Source organism: Chryseobacterium sp. NFX27 (assembly GCF_049887855.1).
Lineage (GTDB): Bacteria > Bacteroidota > Bacteroidia > Flavobacteriales > Weeksellaceae > Chryseobacterium.
In genome coordinates this window covers 276,949-296,527 of sequence record NZ_JAGEKK010000001.1, presented here as the reverse complement: position 1 = coordinate 296,527, position 19,579 = coordinate 276,949, and the positions used below count along the sequence as shown (strand labels likewise).

General features: G+C 36.1%; 18 protein-coding genes and 1 pseudogene. 4 read left to right on the top strand and 15 right to left on the bottom strand.

Annotated features, from left to right (window positions below):
• Positions 1-48: 48 nt before the first annotated feature.
• From J4Q03_RS01355 to J4Q03_RS01305, 11 genes and pseudogenes are all read right to left on the bottom strand, one after another.
• A complete protein-coding gene (locus J4Q03_RS01355; RefSeq protein ID WP_426046448.1) occupies positions 49-705 on the bottom strand; it encodes a hypothetical protein in 657 nt (218 codons plus the stop codon).
• A 16-nt stretch (positions 706-721) separates the two neighbouring features.
• Entirely contained in the window at positions 722-1,543 is an 822-nt protein-coding gene (locus J4Q03_RS01350) for a hypothetical protein (protein WP_426046447.1), read from the bottom strand.
• Between the two features lie 212 nt (positions 1,544-1,755).
• Positions 1,756-2,019 (bottom strand): annotated as a pseudogene (locus J4Q03_RS01345) (TCP-1/cpn60 chaperonin family protein); the annotation flags it as partial.
• Positions 2,020-2,040: 21 nt separating this feature from the next.
• The gene (locus J4Q03_RS01340; protein ID WP_426046446.1) at positions 2,041-3,480 is read right to left on the bottom strand and encodes a ligand-binding sensor domain-containing protein; all 1,440 of its coding nucleotides are present in this window, start codon (positions 3,478-3,480) and stop codon (positions 2,041-2,043) included.
• 182 nt (positions 3,481-3,662) lie between these two features.
• Positions 3,663-5,288, bottom strand: a complete 1,626-nt coding sequence (groL, locus tag J4Q03_RS01335) for a chaperonin GroEL (protein ID WP_116012366.1) — start codon at positions 5,286-5,288, stop codon at positions 3,663-3,665.
• A 93-nt stretch (positions 5,289-5,381) separates the two neighbouring features.
• On the bottom strand, positions 5,382-5,660 hold the full coding sequence (locus tag J4Q03_RS01330; RefSeq protein WP_426046445.1) for a co-chaperone GroES: 279 nt from the start codon (positions 5,658-5,660) through the stop codon (positions 5,382-5,384).
• Between the two features lie 174 nt (positions 5,661-5,834).
• Positions 5,835-5,969, bottom strand: coding sequence for a hypothetical protein (locus tag J4Q03_RS01325; RefSeq protein WP_262510879.1), 135 nt, complete (start codon positions 5,967-5,969; stop codon positions 5,835-5,837).
• 453 nt (positions 5,970-6,422) lie between these two features.
• Positions 6,423-6,902 (bottom strand): ecotin family protein, encoded by a 480-nt coding sequence (locus J4Q03_RS01320; RefSeq protein ID WP_426046444.1) that lies wholly within the window; start codon positions 6,900-6,902, stop codon positions 6,423-6,425.
• A 57-nt stretch (positions 6,903-6,959) separates the two neighbouring features.
• A complete protein-coding gene (locus J4Q03_RS01315; protein WP_426046443.1) occupies positions 6,960-8,165 on the bottom strand; it encodes a cation:dicarboxylate symporter family transporter in 1,206 nt (401 codons plus the stop codon).
• A gap of 295 nt (positions 8,166-8,460) precedes the next feature.
• Positions 8,461-9,747, bottom strand: a complete 1,287-nt coding sequence (locus J4Q03_RS01310) for a CitMHS family transporter (RefSeq protein ID WP_426046442.1) — start codon at positions 9,745-9,747, stop codon at positions 8,461-8,463.
• 18 nt (positions 9,748-9,765) lie between these two features.
• Positions 9,766-10,461 carry a DUF2490 domain-containing protein gene (locus J4Q03_RS01305; protein ID WP_426046441.1) on the bottom strand — a complete coding sequence of 232 codons (696 nt, stop codon included), beginning with the start codon at positions 10,459-10,461 and terminating at the stop codon, positions 9,766-9,768.
• Between the two features lie 229 nt (positions 10,462-10,690).
• Between J4Q03_RS01305 and J4Q03_RS01300 the strand changes: the two genes are divergently transcribed.
• On the top strand, positions 10,691-11,716 hold the full coding sequence (locus J4Q03_RS01300) for a sensor histidine kinase (RefSeq protein ID WP_426046440.1): 1,026 nt from the start codon (positions 10,691-10,693) through the stop codon (positions 11,714-11,716).
• Positions 11,716-12,414 (top strand): LytR/AlgR family response regulator transcription factor, encoded by a 699-nt coding sequence (locus tag J4Q03_RS01295; protein WP_426046439.1) that lies wholly within the window; start codon positions 11,716-11,718, stop codon positions 12,412-12,414. The genes J4Q03_RS01300 and J4Q03_RS01295 overlap by 1 nt, the downstream gene beginning before the upstream one ends.
• Before the next feature lie 498 nt (positions 12,415-12,912).
• Here J4Q03_RS01295 and J4Q03_RS01290 read toward each other — a convergent pair whose 3' ends face one another.
• Positions 12,913-15,303 carry a M1 family metallopeptidase gene (locus tag J4Q03_RS01290; RefSeq protein ID WP_426046438.1) on the bottom strand — a complete coding sequence of 797 codons (2,391 nt, stop codon included), beginning with the start codon at positions 15,301-15,303 and terminating at the stop codon, positions 12,913-12,915.
• 67 nt (positions 15,304-15,370) lie between these two features.
• Positions 15,371-15,949, bottom strand: coding sequence for a HupE/UreJ family protein (locus J4Q03_RS01285; RefSeq protein ID WP_426046648.1), 579 nt, complete (start codon positions 15,947-15,949; stop codon positions 15,371-15,373).
• Between the two features lie 69 nt (positions 15,950-16,018).
• On the opposite strand from J4Q03_RS01285, the gene J4Q03_RS01280 reads away from it, so the two are divergent.
• Positions 16,019-16,519, top strand: coding sequence for a DUF6702 family protein (locus J4Q03_RS01280; protein ID WP_426046437.1), 501 nt, complete (start codon positions 16,019-16,021; stop codon positions 16,517-16,519).
• Positions 16,520-17,051: 532 nt separating this feature from the next.
• Here the strand turns inward: J4Q03_RS01280 and J4Q03_RS01275 are convergent.
• On the bottom strand, positions 17,052-17,648 hold the full coding sequence (locus J4Q03_RS01275) for an ACP phosphodiesterase (RefSeq protein ID WP_426046436.1): 597 nt from the start codon (positions 17,646-17,648) through the stop codon (positions 17,052-17,054).
• An 85-nt stretch (positions 17,649-17,733) separates the two neighbouring features.
• Positions 17,734-19,083 carry a DNA repair protein RadA gene (radA, locus tag J4Q03_RS01270; RefSeq protein ID WP_426046435.1) on the bottom strand — a complete coding sequence of 450 codons (1,350 nt, stop codon included), beginning with the start codon at positions 19,081-19,083 and terminating at the stop codon, positions 17,734-17,736.
• A 55-nt stretch (positions 19,084-19,138) separates the two neighbouring features.
• Between radA and J4Q03_RS01265 the strand changes: the two genes are divergently transcribed.
• A complete protein-coding gene (locus J4Q03_RS01265; RefSeq protein WP_426046434.1) occupies positions 19,139-19,549 on the top strand; it encodes a hypothetical protein in 411 nt (136 codons plus the stop codon).
• The last annotated feature ends 30 nt before the right edge of the window (positions 19,550-19,579 follow it).

The window sequence follows — 19,579 nt, the reverse complement described above, 5'->3', positions numbered from 1 at the left end:
GTCGCTACCGCACGAAAGGATTCGTGCGGTAGCGACGGTGTAGTATTTTTAAGGACTTTCGTCTGTATCTTTTAACTCTACATCTAGATTTAAAGTATTATTTTCAATATTGTCGGTGGAATTATTTATATAAAACCATTCTAGTTCTTGTTCTTTGATTTCTGTTTTTTCTGTTATTAAGTTATTCAAATAAAAAATCATACAAGATGATAAAAAAAGAAACATTCCACGATATCCATTTAATATTTCTAAATGTTTGGCTTCTTCAATTCTTTTTGAAATTTCGAAGGAGTTTTCAAGTTCCTTAATTCTAGAAATAACAGATCCATTTTCAAAACTACATCCATAAATATCATGTGCAAATGAATTTCTGATTTTTCTAACAATATGGATGTCTCTAGAAAATTTTCCACTAATAAGACCTATTCTATAACAGATATCAATTTTTGCACTGAAGGTAGAAAGTGGGCTCGTTGCATTATCAAAAAGAGAATCATCAGAATTAGGTATCGGAACAAGGTGTGATTTAAGTAAGGTTTGTAAGGTTTCATCTAAAATAGAAGCTACCAATATTACGGCAGCTCTATCACTTTCATTTTTAAATTGATTTAACAAAAACTTAAAACTCCATTGTGTGTCTCGATCTGTTTGTTTCGATGAAATTTTTGTTTGGTCAGTATTTGATGAATTTTCTTTTTTTGTCATAGTTTTTAAATATTTTTTATATGATTCGTGAGGAAAATGCTCTTTTAATGTAAAATAATCCTTTATCTGTTATTTGAATATATTCTTTTCTAGTATTGTCATCTTTATTAACTTGTAATAATCCAAGAGCTATAAATCGATCAATAAAAAATGTATTATTTTCATTTTTATCAGCTTTATTTATCAAATGTAGATTGTTTACAAAATCTAGAATTGTTTTTTGAGGAGTATTTTCATATTCATCATAATAGTTTCTTGTTGTTATTTCACTATCTTCTAATTGGACATATAAGTTATTTATTTTTTTATCTTTCTCTTGTATTGTGCTTTCTAAATCATTTGTTAATTGTGCAAAATCATGGATTTTGTCTTCTAGGGTTTTTATATCTAAATCTTTAGTGAAAATCTGATCTTTATATAATTGTAGTTGCTTATTTAAATCTGCCATTTCCTTATAATTTGCTTTAAGATTTTCTAATTCGATCTCACTTTCAGCAACGCTTTTTTTTCCACTGATATCAATTAGCTTATTTTTATAGAGATTTTGATTACGTTCTTTATATGATTTAAAAATTAGGCTTTCAAATAGCCACATTAAATAGGGAAGCAAGACAATATAAATAACAGAAGTTACAAGAGGATAAATTAATAAATTGAAAATATCTGTGTAATTATTAGAAATGAACGCTATTCTTTGTTCAATTTTCTGACTTGATAAAAAGAAAACTGATAACGGTTTCCAATTATATGCAATAAATGAAATGATAAATGTTCCAATAAATGGATTTTTTAGTCTCTCTTCAGTTGTTTTAAATATCGATAAAAATATATCTTTCATTGAAATAAATCTAGTTTTGGAATGATGTGTCACTTACATCCAAATTTACACATTGCACAAGTATACAATTACGCTAATGTTCTTTTGGTTTTAATCATCAAATATCAAATATAAATATACTATTTCCTTACGGAAAACCATAATCCAAACAAAAAAACCGCCCTACAAAAAGTAGAACGGTTAGTATATTAAATTGCCTCGGTCGCTGACCGTTACATCATTCCCGGCATTCCGCCACCCATTGGCATAGCAGGTTCGTCTTTTTTCACTTCAGTGATCACACATTCAGTAGTAAGAAGCATTCCGGAAACAGAAGCTGCATTTTCAAGGGCAACTCTTGTTACTTTCGTAGGGTCAATGATTCCTGCTTCAAGCATGTTTACATACTCGTCAGTTTTAGCATTGTATCCGAAGTCTCCTGTACCTTCCGCTACTTTAGCAACGATTACAGAACCTTCAGCCTCGCTTTTGGTAATACTATGTTAGTAGATGTTTTTTTATTTATTAAGTTTGATTACTCCAGCATAAGTCGCAATCCAAATTGAACCATCTTTGTCTTTCGTTATTCTCTCGCAGTAAATACTTGGAACGTTTGAATTTTTATTTGTGTAAGTTTCCCATTTTTTTGAGTTTGTATCATAACTTAAAACACCAACTCCGCTTAATGTTATCCATAACAAATTGCTTTCTTCATCTAAATAAAAATCATTGATTGCATTTTCACTGAACATTTTTGGATTTGAATGATTTATTCTTGTCCATTTTTGTTGTAAATCTAATACATAAATTCCAGCTTCATTTGATTTATCGTTGTATAAGTCAAACCATAAATTTCCTTTTTTATCTTCATAGATTTTTGAAATGTACGCTTTTGATAAAGGCGAATTTTTCTCGTTTAACAATTTCGTTACACCGTTTTCGATAATTACGTTTCCTTCAAATGTTCCAATCCAAATTCTATCCTTCTTGTCTACATAAACACCAAGGGTTTTGTCAGTTGGTAGATTTGAATTTTGCTTGTTAATTACTGACCAATTCTTTCCGTCAAACTTTGCTACTCCATCCCAAGACGTAAACCATACATTATTTGAGTGGTCAACAAATATTTTTCTTGCCCAATTTATTGGAGAATTTATTGAGTCGTATTTTATCCAGTTTTTATTGTCATATTTATAAACATCCCAACCAGCAACAAACCATTTATTGTTATTTTTGTCAACCTCTAAATTTCGTATTGATTGTGTTTCATTTTTATTATAAGCAGGAGGAGAGATTAATGTGTTTTTTGAGCTGAAATGTTCCCATTTTTTATTATTTATTTTTACAATTCCATTATCTGTTCCAATCCAAATATTATTGTCCAAATCATTTGCGACAGCTCTTGTCATATCCCAAGGTAGCTCTGAGTTTTGTTGGGTGAATACAGTCCAACCTTTTGAAAGTTTTTCTTTATCTGTTCCTTTTATATCAGGACTTCCAACAGATTTTGCATTTGATTGATTTTTAAAGTCAAAGACTTTACGCTTTGCAGAAAAGTTGCTATTTTCAAATTGAAAAATTAGCGAAACAGAGCTATTTATTTTTTTATTTTCTGAAATTGCAGGTTCCCAATTTGACGTTGAGTTTATTGCATTCTGTAAACCTAATTTTTTTGAGGAGATATTAGTTTGATTTAATGAACTTAGCAGGCAAGGATTTCCATATTCGTCAATTAAAATTTGTACTTCAATATTTCCTTTTATTTTACTTAAACTTTTTTTATCAAATTTGTTCAACAATTCATTTATTATTGAGTTTTGAGGTTCAGCTCTAGTTTCTCCACAATCAAGACAAAAGGAAGTTAAACTACAATCTTTGTATTTCTCAGGATAAAGATTTTGAGAATAACTTAATGTTATACTAAATAGTATCAATAATAAAAGTATAATTCTTTTCATTGTTCGGTTCGGTTTTTTCTAAAATGTCTGCTAACATCCAAATTTACGCATTACGCTAATATATAATATATACAATTGCGAATAAAGTTTCAAGTAAGAAGTCCATTGGATTTTTTATAAAATAAAAACCGCCCTATAAAAATAGAGCGGTTAGTATATTACATTGCCGCGGTCACTGACCGTTACATCATTCCTGGCATTCCACCTCCCATTGGCATAGCTGGCTCGTCTTTTTTCACTTCAGTGATTACACATTCAGTGGTTAAAAGCATTCCGGAAACAGAAGCTGCATTTTCAAGGGCCACTCTTGTTACTTTCGTAGGGTCAATGATTCCTGCTTCAAGCATGTTCACATACTCGTCAGTTTTAGCATTGTATCCGAAATCTCCTGTACCTTCTGCTACTTTAGCAACGATTACAGAACCTTCACCACCTGCGTTGGCAACGATTTGTCTTAATGGCTCCTCGATTGCTCTTTTTACGATTTTGATTCCTGTAGTTTCATCAGAATTGATTCCTGTAAGGTTTTCCAAAGCTGAGATTGCTCTTACTAAAGCAACACCACCTCCGGCAACGATACCTTCTTCAACGGCTGCTCTTGTAGCGTGAAGTGCATCATCTACTCTGTCTTTTTTCTCCTTCATTTCCACCTCAGAAGCTGCACCTACGTAAAGTACAGCAACACCACCGGCTAATTTAGCCAGTCTCTCCTGAAGTTTCTCTCTGTCATAGTCAGAAGTAGTAGTTTCCATCTGAGCTTTGATCTGAGCTACTCTTCCTTTGATTTTAGCTTCGTCACCACCACCGTTTACGATCGTCGTGTTATCTTTATCGATTGTTACTTTCTCAGCTGTTCCAAGCATATCCAGAGAGATGTTTTCCATCGTGAAACCTTGCTCTTCAGAAATAACCTGTCCGCCAGTTAAGATGGCGATATCTTCCAACATTGCTTTTCTTCTGTCTCCGAATCCTGGAGCTTTTACAGCAGCAATTTTAAGAGAACCTCTTAATTTGTTTACCACTAAAGTAGCTAAAGCTTCACCTTCCACTTCTTCAGAGATAATCAATAGAGATTTTCCACCCTGTGCAATCGGCTCAAGAACCGGAAGCAATTCTTTCATAGAAGAGATTTTCTTCTCTACCAAAAGGATGTAAGGGTTTTCTACTTCAGCTACCATTTTTTCAGGGTTAGTCACGAAGTAAGGAGACTGGTATCCTCTGTCGAACTGCATACCTTCTACAACATCTACGGTTGTGTCGATACCTTTAGCTTCTTCTACAGTGATTACCCCTTCTTTACCTACTTTTCCGAAAGCCTCAGCGATCAGAGATCCGATAGTCTCGTCGTTGTTTGCAGAAACTGAAGCTACCTGCTTCACCATTTCTGTAGAATCTCCAACGGTTTTAGACTGAGATTTAAGGTTTTCAACTACTGCAGTTACTGCCTTGTCGATTCCTCTTTTCAGATCCATTGGGTTAGCACCTGCAGCTACGTTCTTAAGACCTTCTCTTACGATAGCCTGTGCCAATACAGTAGCGGTAGTAGTACCGTCTCCTGCGATATCATTGGTTTTGGAAGCCACTTCTTTTACCATCTGTGCTCCCATATTTTCTACTCTGTCTTCAAGTTCGATTTCTTTCGCTACAGAAACACCGTCCTTAGTTACGTGAGGAGCTCCGAAAGATTTTTCAATCACTACGTTTCTTCCTTTTGGTCCTAAAGTTACTTTTACTGCATTAGCCAATGCATCAACTCCCCTTTTTAAAGCGTCTCTTGATTCAATATCGAATTTTATTTCTTTTGCCATAATCTTTTTATTGTATTAATGTATTTTGTATAAGGTTTAATGAATAGTATATTCATGAGTCATTTTACATGAATACATTTTACTTTTTACAAATTAACCGATGATTCCTAATAAATCAGCTTCTCTTACGATTAAATAATCTTTTCCTTCCAGCTTTAATTCAGCTCCTGAGTATTTTCCATAAAGAACTTTGTCACCTACCTGAACAGTTGTAGGCTCATCTTTTTTTCCTGGACCTACTGCTACTACTGTACCTTCCTGTGGTTTTTCTTTTGCGGTGTCCGGAATAATAATACCTGAAGCTGTTTTAGTTTCTGCAGCGATCGGCTCGATCAAAACTCTGTCTGCTAATGGTTTAAAGTTTACTGACATAATATATTTATTTTTTAATTAATTCTCCATTATAATTCTCTAAATGTATGCCATGAGAGACCTGTGGATGAAATGGCAGAATTTTATTTCCCAGTGTGAAAATTTGGCAGAAAAATGGAAAAAAAGAAAGCCGGACAATTCCGGCTTTTGTATTTAACTCTAATAATTAGTGGATTAAGGACAGTGCTGTCCCGGTCCGATCCATAAAGTACATCTTCCCTGTTCGTCCCATTCGCAGCAAACAGCTCTTGCTGCACCTCCGATAATGGATTTCTGGGCGTCTCTGCTTAATGATTTAGCATTTTTCATAAATAATACAGTGTTGGTTCTACATTCCTGAACATTTAATGTCAATCAGGATTTTGACGATTGATGTGTTAAGTGTATATCAAAGATAAAAAAAATTATAATCAGATTATACACTGTTTGTAGATTTATTTATGGCTTTTGTATTTTGATTCTCAGTATTTTAACGCTTATTCGTAGAAGGGCCCTGGCAAAGTTTTTCTTAGGAATACTGAACATTCTCAGTTTCAGATTTATTTTGTGAATACGTTAGGTTAAATCCTAAAAATTAAAATAAAGAGTTACAATCATACTTTTCCTGCTTAGTTTTTCCTGAATCAGATTGATTTTTTCTACGAAAACAAATACAAAAAAAATAAAGGGAATAGTGTGTTGAATTTTAGTGTTCTAAGAAGTTGATGCAAATGTTTTGCTATATTTTCAGACAAAATTGATAAGGCTAGATGTTTTGTAATCTTATTGAACTGTTTTGAATTCCCCATCAATTTTCCATAATCTGTATTCAATAGTCCAATTTTTTGGAATGAAAAAAGGGGTAGAGAAATATCCATTGTATTCCATGAAAATATTTTGAACACTTAAAATCTTTTTTACCACTTTTTTGTTTTTATTACAATTACCTGGATTATTTACGCTGAAGATTTCTATGGGTTGGTTTTCTGCAACTGAATAATATTCATATCTATAATTAGGCAACCCATATCCGTGTTTTAAATTTTGTTTGTTAAAAGTAAAATCTTTGGGATCTTCACATTCTGAAACATTAACTTCTAATCCAAAACGAACTTCTACTTTATAATTTTTTTCATTTTCGGTTTTTGGAAGTTTTAAATCTATTCTTTTTGTGTTTGCAGTCAATTCAGGATATGTTGGCTTCTCTTGGGCATTCAATAGTATTGCGGAGGTAAGTAAAAATGTACTTAAAATTTTTTTCATGACCATTAATTATTTTGACCTCAAATTTATGGATTTAATAGATATCACTTTAGGTTATTATTTTTTTGAAGACTGGTCTATCTTCGAGATCACGGCCCCGGAAATGGCAATACTGATAAAGTTGGTCACAGATCTCGCTTCATTCATAAAACGGTCTACACTGTAAAGAAGGGCAAGATCCGTAAGAGGGATTTTTCCAAACCTGTTCAATGTAAAAATAAGAGCCAGGAATCCTGATCCCGGAACGCCCGATGCCGTTTTTGAAGTAATGGAAATAATAACGAAAAGCCACAGATAATCGGTAACGGTTAAAGAAATATTATAAAACTGAATAAGAAAACAGCAGGTCACAGAAATGTAAATACAGGCTCCGGAAAGATTGAAATTATACCCCAAAGGAATCACAAACCTCAAAATTTTTCTGCTGTAGCCTTCAGACTCCATTTTCTCAAAGATCAGCGGAAAGGCTGTTTTGGAACTGGATGTTGTAATGACCAGGATGATCTCTTCCTTTAAATCAAGCAAGAACTTCCAAAGCTGAATTTTGAACAGATAAGAAACAATTCCCAAAATTCCAAAGATAAAGACAATATCAGCCAGATATACCGTTGCCACAACTTTACTGAGCGGCAGAAGAGTATTGATGCCATATACTGCAATTCCATATGCGATATTACAGAAAATAATAACGGGGAGAATAAGATAGAGATACTTGATCACGGCATAAAAGATCTTAAGGCCATGATCCAATATATTCAGGAACTTTTCTCTGGCTCCGGAAAGATTCATAAAAATCCCGGCCAGGATGGAAACAATAAGAAAAATCCCGTGTCTGTTGAGATACAGAGTGCCGGATAGGCTGGTATCGTTGATCTCAAATGTTTTGGGAAGGGATCTACTGATTTTTACCGTATCAATTCCGGTATCGGCTCCGGGCTTTACCGCAAATCCGAAGATAAATCCTAAAATAATAGCCACCGAACTGATGATGAGAAAATAGAGAATGGTCTTCCAAACGATGCTGCTTGCATTTCTGATCCCGGAAAGCTGGCAAATTCCATACATGATCGCCATGAAAATAATCGGAAGGATCAGCATTTCCAGAACCATGAAAAAATACCGGCTTACAATTCCCAGCTGAATGCTTGCTTCAGGGGCATAATATCCTGTGAGCACTCCACCGATAATTGCGGCAAATACATATAAGGTAAGATTCTTTAAATACCTTCCTGTGAATGTTTTTTTTGTTTCAAAAAAGCTCATCTGAAAAAAATATGCGGTCCGTACATAACCTGGAATTTATTTATACTTCCGAAATATAATGATAATTAACCTGAATTCGGATAAGGATTAAATTAAACGTAATGATAAACAAAGCTTTTAAAAAGCATTCGGTTGATTTTAAGATAAACAAAGCCGTTTCACTTATTGGTACGCAATACACAGGGAATATAGGTATTACCTTGTTGAATGAAATGCCTTTGCTTACCTTATTATACATGCAAGTGTTTTCAAACATCTTCTTATTCCGAATTCAGGATAACTGACGAAACAGGATTTAGATAACTCCCAAAATCAGTCCTGCCAACAGCATCACAATGGAAGATCCCAAAGCCCATTTTAAGGTATATTTCAAATGGTCTGAAAATTCTACCCCTGCCAGTGAGACTAATAAATAGGTAGACGGAACCAGCGGGCTCAGCAGATGTGATCCCTGTCCGATAAGGCTTGCCCTTCCCAGTATTTCCGGTGAAATTCCCAGCTGATGTCCCGTAGCAACAATAATTGGTAAAATTCCAAAATAATAGGCATCATTGGATAAGAAGAAGGTAAATGGAATACTGAATACGGCGGTAACGATATTCATATATCCTCCCCAGCTTTTCGGGACTATTTCTATCATGCTGTTTCCCATCGCCTGCATAATGCCTGAGCCATTAAGGATCCCGGTAAAAATTCCGGCCCCGAAGATCATTCCGGCTACTGATAAAGCATTTCCTGCATGTTTGGAAATTATTTTCTGCTGATCTTTCAGTTTCGGGTAATTGATGATGGAAGCAATACAGAAAGCAATCATAAAAGCAATGCCCAAAGGAACAATATCCAGGATCATTACCACCAGAAGAGCGACCGTAAGAGCCAGGTTGATCAGGATCAGTTTCGGGCGTCTCAGCTTAAGATCTACTTCCCCAATGATATCATTTGAGTTATAATTGGTGAATTTCCCGTGCTTGGCAATTCTTATTTTTTCTCTTCTCCCTAAAATATAGGCCACGAATATTACCCACAGAATTCCTATCGCCATAATCGGGATCATAGGAACAAAAATTTCTGTGTGTCCCAGCTTAAGAGAACTCATTACTCTTGCTGTAGGGCCGCCCCAGGGAAGGATATTCATAATTTGTCCGGCAAGCATAATAATGCAGGTAAGGATCAGCGGGTTCATGCCCTGTCTTTTATAAAGAGGAAGCATGGCAGCTACGACAATTAAATACGTGGAAGAGCCGTCGCCGTCCAGGGATACCAAAGCGGTAAGAATAGCAGTTCCTATTGTTGTTTTGATGGGGTTGTCCCCAACTGCTTTTAAAATGATATTGACCAAAGGTTCAAAAAGTCCTGTATCGATCATCAGGCTGAAATATAGAATGGCAAAGATGAGCATAACACCGGTCAGGGCTATTTCTTTAACCCCATTTTTCATCATCTCTCCCAGTTCAGGGCCGAAACCAGCAAAGAGAGCTACGGTTACGGGGACGATGACCAATGCGGTAAGCGGAGTCATTTTCTTGTTCATGATCAGAACCATGAAGATGAGAATCATGACGAATCCAAGGAAGGTAAGCATAGATGATTTTATTTATAGTTATTTATTTTTGTTTTTCTTTCTCCAGTCGAAACTGTTTCTGTACCCGATAAAGCCGTAATTGCTTGTAGATCCGGTTTCCAGCTGGTTGATAAAAGCAACTTCAATGGCTGCGTTTTTTCCGACCTTCATTCCGAACCCGGCTGTTAAACGGTTACTGTCAAAGGGATCTTCTTTCACCACGTTCATCCTTAATTCATTTTTCAGAATGCCATACAGCTTTTCTTTTTCTCCGGCTCTGTTAAACGGAATTCTCAGGGATATAAGATAGCGGAGCCTCACGATGAACTCATCCGGATTGCTTATAAAGCGTTCTTCTACACGGAAACGGTGCGAAACTGAAGTTCTTCCGATACTGCCTCCCAGGGTCATCTGCTGGAAAGGTCTTTTTTCATACCGCTCTTTTTTTGATTGGTCGGGCTTATAGGAGTCCAGCACCAGAAACATGAACCCGGCGGCGGGTTTCACTTCGTTAGCTATTTCATAATCTACATAGGCGGAAACCAGAAAAAGTCTTGTATCATATGCCAGATCAAAGGAACGGTACTGCGAAAGAGCGGTGAGTGTACTTTTATCCGTCAGTCTTGCAGACATCAGATACTGGAACCACATATTGTAGTTGTCGCGGCTTTGTGCACTGGCGAGCCGGATCATTCCCAGCATCAAAATGATGATTAATCTGAATTTAATTTTCATGTAATATTGAGTTAATATCCTGATGTCTCAAATATATTTATAAGAACCACCCGCAGATTTATTTTTCAATCAATGACAGTTTTTATCAGTGAACTGTATGATGGGGTAAAAAAGATGGTATATTTGAAAGATTGAAATTTGGACTTTTTAGATGTTTTTAATTATAAATATTATATTTATATTATTGGTTTTCAGGCTTTTGTTTAATGCGAAGGTTTTGAAAAAGCTGATGGACTATCATTGGGGATTTTTGCTGAAGTTTCAGCATATTTTTTTCCTTTTGATCTTCATTGTTATCACTTTTTTTACTGAAAACTACTTTCTGGATGTTCCGGAACTCATCTGGAGTGTTTTATCGGTCATTATTTTTAATGTCGGCATTTACAGTCTCGTCTACTTTTATCTGGTCCCGGAATTCTATCTTTCCAAAAAATATCCTGAGTTTATTCTCTATGCCTTGATCAGTTTTCTGGTCTCTAGCCTTTTCAGAATTCTGTTGCAGCCGGCAGTTTTCCATATGAATTTTAATGAGGCCCTTTCCAATACCAAATTCCTCTTCAATGTGTATACGGCACAGGGGATTGTGATCCTCGTTGCCTCATTCCTCGGGATTACAAAAGATAAATTTCTTATCGAGCAGGATTTTAAAGATCTGGGTGAAGAAAAAGATCAGTTGTATCTGGACCTTTTAAAATCTAAAATGAATCCCCACTTTCTGCTGAATACGCTTAATAATATTTATTCCAAAAGCTTCCAGCCTTCAGAAAATACTTCAGAATCTATATTGCAGCTCAGTAAACTGCTTCAGTATGTGATTTATGATACCGGTAAAGAGAAAATTTCTATGGCCCAGGAGTTTTCATCCATCAGATCTCTTGCAGGGTTGTATCAGCTGAAATATAATAATGTCCTGAATATTGGTTTCAATATCCAGAATGAAGAAACCCTGGAATTAATTGATGTTCCGCCTTCCATATGTCTCACGTTATTTGAAAATGCCCTGAAACATTCTGCGGTGGGAGTAGAGGCGGGGAGTTATATCAATGTCAGCTATAGAATACAGGATCAGGAACTTTTGTTTGAGATCCGAAATTCTGTATCAAAGAAAAAAAATCTTGTCGGAAATATGAATGACAGCGGTCTGGGAAATGAAGCGGTGATCAATATTTTGGAAAAAAACTATGCAGGAAAATATACTTTTATATCCGAACCTGTGGAGAACGACTATCAGACTATTTTAAAAATTAAACTGTAATGGCTAATCTGACGATTGTAAGTGTAGATGATGAATATCCGGCGCTCCAGCTGATCCAAAAATATTGCGGACAGATGGAAGGTGTGGATCTGCTGAAGGTTTTTCAGGATCCGGAAGAAGCTTTGGAATACCTTAAGCAGAATAGGGTAGACCTGGTGATTCTGGATATTAATATGCCTTATATCAATGGAATTGAGCTTTTGCGTCAGTTGCCTTATAAGCCGTTGTGTATATTTCTCACGCTTGAAACTCAGTATGCCGTCAAAGCTTTTGAACTGGATGTGGTCCATTATCTTGTAAAGCCGGTGGATTTTGAGACCTTTAAAAAAGCGATCAATAAAGCGAAAGATTTTCTGCAGTTCAAAAATTCTGCGGAACAGGAGAAGAAGGAAGATTTTATCATGTTTAAATCCAATTACGTGATGCACAAAGTTCTTCTGGATGATGTGCGATGGGTACAGGGATTCGGGGAATATATTATTTTGGTGACGCCTTTGAAAAAATATATGATCCTTGATCGGATGTCCAATTTTGAAGAAAAATTTCAAAACTTAGGATTTATCAGAATTCACAAATCATATATTGTTCTGTCTTCTCATATCGGTTCCTATGATGTGGCTTATGTCTATTTGAAAGACGGGGAGAAACTTCCGCTTGGGAGAACGTATAAAAATTCTTTAAAAGCTTATCTGAATTAATTTTTTTCGGTTAAAATCTCTCGCAGATTAAACAGATTACGCAGATTTTTTACATAACGTTTGAACAGTTCAATAGGGTGGGCTTTAGATCGCTGAATTATTTTTTTTGTTTGAAATTTCTCGCAGATTAAACAGATTACGCAGATTTTTTACATAACGTTTGAACAGTTCAATAGGGTGGGCTTTAGATGGCTGAATTATTTTTTTTGTTTGAATTTCTCGCAGATCAAACAGATTACGCAGATTTTTTTACATAGCGTTTGAAAAGTTCAATAGGGATAGGCTTTAGATGGCTGAATTATTTTTTTGTTTGCAATTTCTCGCAGATCAAACAGATTATGCAGATTTTTTTCACATAGCATTTGAAGAATTCAATAGGGGTGGGCTTTAACTCCGCCTAATGTTTAATGAACATCGAAAATTGGCTTTAGTCTAATTATTAAGATATTGCATTATAATAAAAAAGGTTGCTTCTTGTGAAACAACCTTTTTTAGTTTTTATGATTTCTTTCCGGCAGCCTGCATCGGATTTACTTTTCCGTTGGATCCTCCCCTTACCGGGCCATTGCCCTGCTTCTGTTTAAACAGTTGGAATTTTGAAACCTGACTGTCTGCACCGCTACTGCTCCATAAGTTGTTGGTAGTGTCAATGTCTGCAGTTTCCCTCATGGGGTCAAGCTGAATCGACTTGATTTTTTTATCAAAATAATACGTCTTGGAAACCTTCTTTTCATTCTGCCTCCAGATCTGTGCAGACGACTTGTCATACAGTTTTGTTCCGTCTTCAAAAGTAAATTCAAGTATGATAGGCATTACCAGTCCTCCTTTATTAACAAAGTCGATCTGGTAGCCTGTTAAATTTTTGAATTTCTCTTTATCCTTGACATCCAGAGGAACACCAGCATCCATTTTTACAGTATATTCTTTGTCAGCATCTATTTTCTCCTGGCCTCTGTCGTATCTGTAATAAAAGTCCTGCAGGTCCTTATCCTTATCTACATAGAATGTAATATTTTTATCCTCTTTGTTTCTGATCTTTGAAATATCTTCAAATGAGTTCTGAAGAGGTTCTTCCACTTTATATTTTATTTCTTTGGCTGCTTTTGGAGGAGTGTTGAGATCCGGAACAGCCACACTTACTTTATCAATAGCAATATCTACAGGATCTGTTCCGTAGAACCATCCTCTCCAGAACCAGTCGAGATCCTCACCGCTGGCATCTTCCATGGTACGGAAGAAGTCTGCAGGTTCAGGATGTTTGAATGCCCATCTTTTTGCATACGTTTTAAAAGCCTTGTCGAAAAGTTCTCTTCCCATGATCGTCTCACGGAGAATATTTAATCCGGTAGCCGGTTTTGAGTATGCATTCGGCCCAAATTGAATAATATTTTCAGAATTACTCATGATAGGTTCCAGCTGATCTTTGGGAAGTTTCATATAATCTGTAATCGTCCAGGCCGGACCTCTTTTGGATGGGAATTTATTGTCCCATTTTTCTTCCGTAAGATATTCTGTGAATGTATTCAGGCCCTCATCCATCCAGCTCCACTGTCTTTCATCAGAATTGATGATCATCGGGAAGAAATTGTGACCAACCTCGTGGATTATCACTCCGATCATCCCGTTTTTAGTTCCCTCAGAATAGGTTCCGTCCTTTTCCGTTCTTCCGAAATTGAAACATATCATCGGGTATTCCATTCCATTGGCTGCCTCTACAGACTGTGCGACAGGATACGGATAAGGAATTGTGAATTCAGAATAGGTTTTGATGGTGTGGGCAACCGCTTTTGTAGAATATTTCCTGTAAAGACCGTAAGCTTCTTTTGGATAAAAGCTCATAGCCATTACTTTATTGTTGTTTTCAGGAATTGTGACACGCATTCCGTCCCAGACAAATTTTCTGGATGAGGTCCAGGCAAAATCTCTTACATCACTGGCTTCAAAATTCCATGTCTTTCTTTGTTTTGAATGATTTTTTTCAGCTTTTTTTGCTTCATCCAGCGTTACAATCTCTATGGGTTCGGCAGCACTTTCAGCCTTTCGGTATCTTGCCATCTGATCTGAAGTTAAAACCTGCTCATAATTTTTACATTCGCCGGTTCCGCCTACAATATGATCTGCAGGTACATTCATTGAAACTTTAAAATTCCCGAATACCAAAGCAAACTCACCACGCCCTGTGAACTGATGGTTCTGCCATCCCTGAAAATCACTGTATACACACATTCTCGGGTACCATTGCGTCATAGTGTACAGATCATTTCCGTCTTCGGCAAAGTTCTCATAGCCGCCACGGCCGCCCATTTTGATTCTGTTCGGGATATTATAGTTCCAGTCTACTTTGAAGACCAGTTTTTCTCCTTTCTTTAGTACTTTTGGCAGATCAATGCGCATCATCGTCTTGTTCACGGTATATTTCAGTGGATTGCCCGAAGCATCCGTCACCTTTTCAAGATTCACGCCATAGCCGTTGTCTTTTTCAGGCAGCTCAGTCACTTTCAGCTGCTGATCATTAGAAGAAGACGGAAGGGTGGAAGGAAAAGCATAACCGGCATTCTTTACAGTAGATTGCTGATTTTCATCCAGCTGAAGCCAGATATAATCCAGATCATCCGGAGAATTGTTGTAATAGGTAATGGTTTCTGAACCTTTTAAATTTCTTTTATCTTCATCAAGATAAGCTGTAATATCATAGTCAGCTCTGTTCTGCCAATATCCCTGGCCGGGAGCTCCCGAAGCCGTTCTGTAAATATTGGGAGTGGGAAGAATAGTCCCAAGCTGCTCGAATCTGTTTCCGTGGTTACTTCCAGGGTTATTCTGAATGTTTTGTGCGGTGAAGCCTGTATATGCAAATACAGAAAATGAAAGTAGGGCTGCTTTTAATTTCATTACCGGATTGATTTAATAGTTATCAAAGATAATAATAAGTAGACGAATTATTAAAAATGTTTCAAACTTAGAAAGGAATTCTTTCTAAAGTCATTTTTAAAGCCAATGCAAATACACCTGAAGATACAAAAAGTACCCAGTCTTTTTTGTTGACCTTAAAAATTTTAAGAAGGATAAATAAAAGGATAAGAATACCTGATACAATAACGATCTGACCCAATTCCAATCCGATATTAAAGCCTAATAACGGAATGGCGATACTCTGGCTTTTGGCGATCATTACTCTTGCCGTATTCGCAAAACCCATTCCATGGATAAGCCCAAAGACGGCTGCCAGATAATAATTGGCCCGCATCAGCGTCTGCTTTTTATTTTTCATGAGGATATTATCCAGAGCTGTAAGGACTATCGTCAAAGGAATCAAAAACTCTACCCAGGCAGAAGGAACTCTGAAAATATCAAGAATGCTCAATGCCAGTGTAATAGAATGTCCGATTGTAAAGGCGGTTACAAGAATCAGTATTTTTTTCCAGTCACTGTAAGAATATACGGCGATCAGAGCCAGCACAAACAATTGATGGTCCAGCGCATCCAGGGAAATAATATGTTGCCACCCAAGGTTTAAATAAAAGAGGAAATCCTGCATCATAACGTAAAAATATAATGCGTACGAAAATAATGATTAATTTCGAACAAATTTTAAAGGTCAGGACATATGAAGAATTTATGGCTGTTTTTATTACCGGTATTTTTTTTATTCTCTTTTTCAACAGTGAAGCATCCTTATCATGTAGGTTCTGTAGAAATTAATTATAATTCCAAATCTAAATCTTTTGAGATCACAGGCAGATTTTTTCTGGATGATCTCGAAAACGGGTTAAGTAAAAAATATGGCAGTTCCTTCCATTTTAATGACGGCAAATACAAAGCCAGGCTTAATGAGGCTCTGGAAAAATACTGTGCAGAATATTTCAAATTAAAAGCTGACGGAAAGTTTTTAAAAATAAATTATGTAGGATATGAAGAAGACAGTGAGTCAGTGAATGTTTTTCTTGAGTCGGAAACGCTTAATACTCCTAAAAAAGTTGAGTCGGCGGTCAGTTTTCTGTATAATCTTTTTGATGATCAGATCAATATTGTTCACATGATTGTGAATGGTGAAAGAAAAAGTGAAAAGCTTACCTATCCCAACCGGTATTTATATCGACAGTTTTAGCCTGGAATTTCCGCTTTGCCTATTAAGAGTTTAAATACATATTAAATCACTTATTTTTGATTAATATTTTTAAATTGTATCATTTTTTTAATTATTATAGATAATTATTTTTCAATGAATTTCTTAATCAGTTATTAATAATTCATATGTAAGTATTATTTATTAATTAATGCATATTATATTTGTTTATTGCTTAAAAAAAATTATATTTGTGTAGAGCTATTTTGTTATGATTAATTTTTAACTAATGATCTGTTCAAGTAAGATTTTATTGAAATTATAATTTGCAGGAGAAATAAAAACATAAGCTTATTAAAAAGAGTAGAATGTCACATAGTTGAAACATTTTTACTTCTATTAAAATTTTAGTCTTAAAAATACTTATTGATTAAGTAGGGATTACAACATTGGGGATAAATAAAGACAGGCTAAATAACGGTTTTAATATAAAACCACCATTTACCAACTTTAAGGCAGCGGATTCTAATAACACAAATTGTTAAAAAAGCACTTACGTTCCCTGTAAGTGTTTTTATTTATGGTCCATTTGAATCATTGCATTGATCCCTTTGGCATGATCAAGAAGATCCGGAAAAAAATTGTTATAACACTCCTGAAGGAAAGGTTTGTTTTTTAGAAATGCTTCGAAAACGGGAATGTCAGGAGTCAGATATTTTGCTTTATTCAGAACATTGCGCATGCTGAATTGAATACCCCAGTCTTCACGGTAATTATACAGCCAGTCATCTTTTTCCATTTTAGTCAACATTACTTTGAAGTTGCCGGGAAGCCATTCCTCATGCTCGTTCAGAACTCTGTATACCCGTAAGGAATGAGCCTTCCATTCAGCTAAAGAATGGAGGGAAAGATCAGTGGCCACGAAATAATCCATGGCAACATCCACAAAAGCCCCGGCATACAGCCTGACTAAAGGAGAGAAAGCCTTTTTAGCTTCATGAATGGCCGGATGGGAATCTGTAAATGTATCTACAGCTCTGTGCAGCGTAATGCCATCCTGAATATCCTTAGGAAAAGAAAAGCGGTCTTTGTTCCGGATAAAGTCTTCAAGAAATTGTCCTACGATCTGTCCGTCAGAGAAGGTTAGAAAGGAATGAGCGAGATAATTCATAGATTAAAGATAGAGATTAAATGTGAATGATGAATGATCAATCCGTTTCGACTACCAGTTTTTCTTAATTCCTATGAACGCTGTTTTAAAAGATCCTTTCGTGGAAATCCTCAATTTTGCTTACCTCCTCAATCTTAATTCCAAACTTTCTTTTCGGTATTTTATTAAGATTCGATACAAATATTTTTTCGTAGCCTAATTTTTCAGCTTCTGTAATTCTCTGTTCAACCTGTGCTATTGGCCGGATCTCACCACTTAATCCGATCTCACCGGCAAAACAGAAATGTTCGGAAATAGCAATATCTTCGTTAGACGATAAGATGGAAGCTACCACGGCAAGATCTAATGCCGGATCATCTGTTTTTATACCTCCGGTAATATTTAAAAAGACATCCTTGGCGCCAAGTTGAAATCCTGCACGTTTTTCCAGAACAGCCAGCAGCATATTCAGTCTTTTTGCATCAAATCCGGTAGAGCTTCTCTGTGGAGTACCATAAACAGCTGTACTTACCAATGCCTGGATCTCCAGAAGCATAGGCCGGTTTCCTTCCAGAGTTACTGCCACGGAATTGCCGGAAAGCTCTTCAAATTTCTTAGTGATAAGGATTTCAGAAGGATTCCTGATTTCCTTTAAACCCTGGGAAACCATTTCATAGATACCGATCTCGGAAGTAGATCCGAAACGGTTTTTATTGGCTCTGAGCAATCTGAAGAGATGATTTCTGTCGCCGTCGAAATTCAATACTACGTCTACCATATGTTCCAGCACTTTTGGCCCGGCAATCTGACCGTCTTTCGTGATATGGCCAACAAGGAATACCGGAGTATTGTTCTCTTTCGCGAATTTTATAATTTCATTCGAACACTCCCTGATCTGGGAAACCGTTCCCGGAGAACTTTCAATTAACTGAGACTGCAACGTCTGGATAGAATCGATGATCATGAAATCCGGTTCCAGTTTTTTAGCTTCGTGAAGGATTTTTTCCAGTGAAGTTTCCGTAAAAAGAAAACAGTTCGGATTCTGAACATCTGTCAGCCGGTCTGCTCTCATTTTAATCTGCGAAGCACTTTCCTCTCCGGAAACATAGAAGACCTTTTTCTTCATCTTTAAGGCCAGCTGAAGCAGAAGGGTAGATTTTCCGATTCCGGGCTCTCCCCCGATCAGTGTGACAGAACCCAGTACAATGCCGCCGCCCAGAACACGGTTCAGTTCCTCGGAGGGTGTTTTTATTCTCGGTTCTTCACTGGTCTCCACTTCAATAATATTGATGACGTGCTGTTTGGATTTTGAGAACGGCGGAGTTTTGGATGAGGTTTTTTCTACGACTTCCTCCACAAGGGTATTCCATTCTCCACAGTTTTTGCACTGTCCCATCCATTGGGAATATTGAGTTCCGCAGTTTTGACAGAAATATGCTGTTTTCAGTTTTGCCATACTGCGAAGTTAAAAAAAATGAATGTCCTTTCAATATTTTAATTAATTTTCAAAAATGAAAAATATTCTATTGAGAAGCTTGGTTATATTGATTGTGATGAGTCTTCTTAATGCTCAATTCAGCGAATGGACATTACGTTTCTTAAAAGAAAAGTCAGACGGACTTGCCCTGGTTCCAATTGGGGTTTTAGTGGAATGCCTTATTGTAACAATGGTCAGTTTTATTACGGTATTAATCTTCAGAAAGAATTATAGTTCAGTTTTAAAAATTGCGGTTCTATTTGAAATCATTTATTTATTCACCTTAATTATTTCAGGCACGAATCCCTTTGCTTATTTCTCAAATAAAACAGATCCCGGACTTCTTGCTTTATTCCTGTATGTTAATTCATTCGTTGTATTTCTCATCAGCTTTGTCTTCGAGTTGGTATATTCTAAAATAATTTCATCTAAAATTAAAAACTAACCTACATCAATAACAGGATAATCAATATGT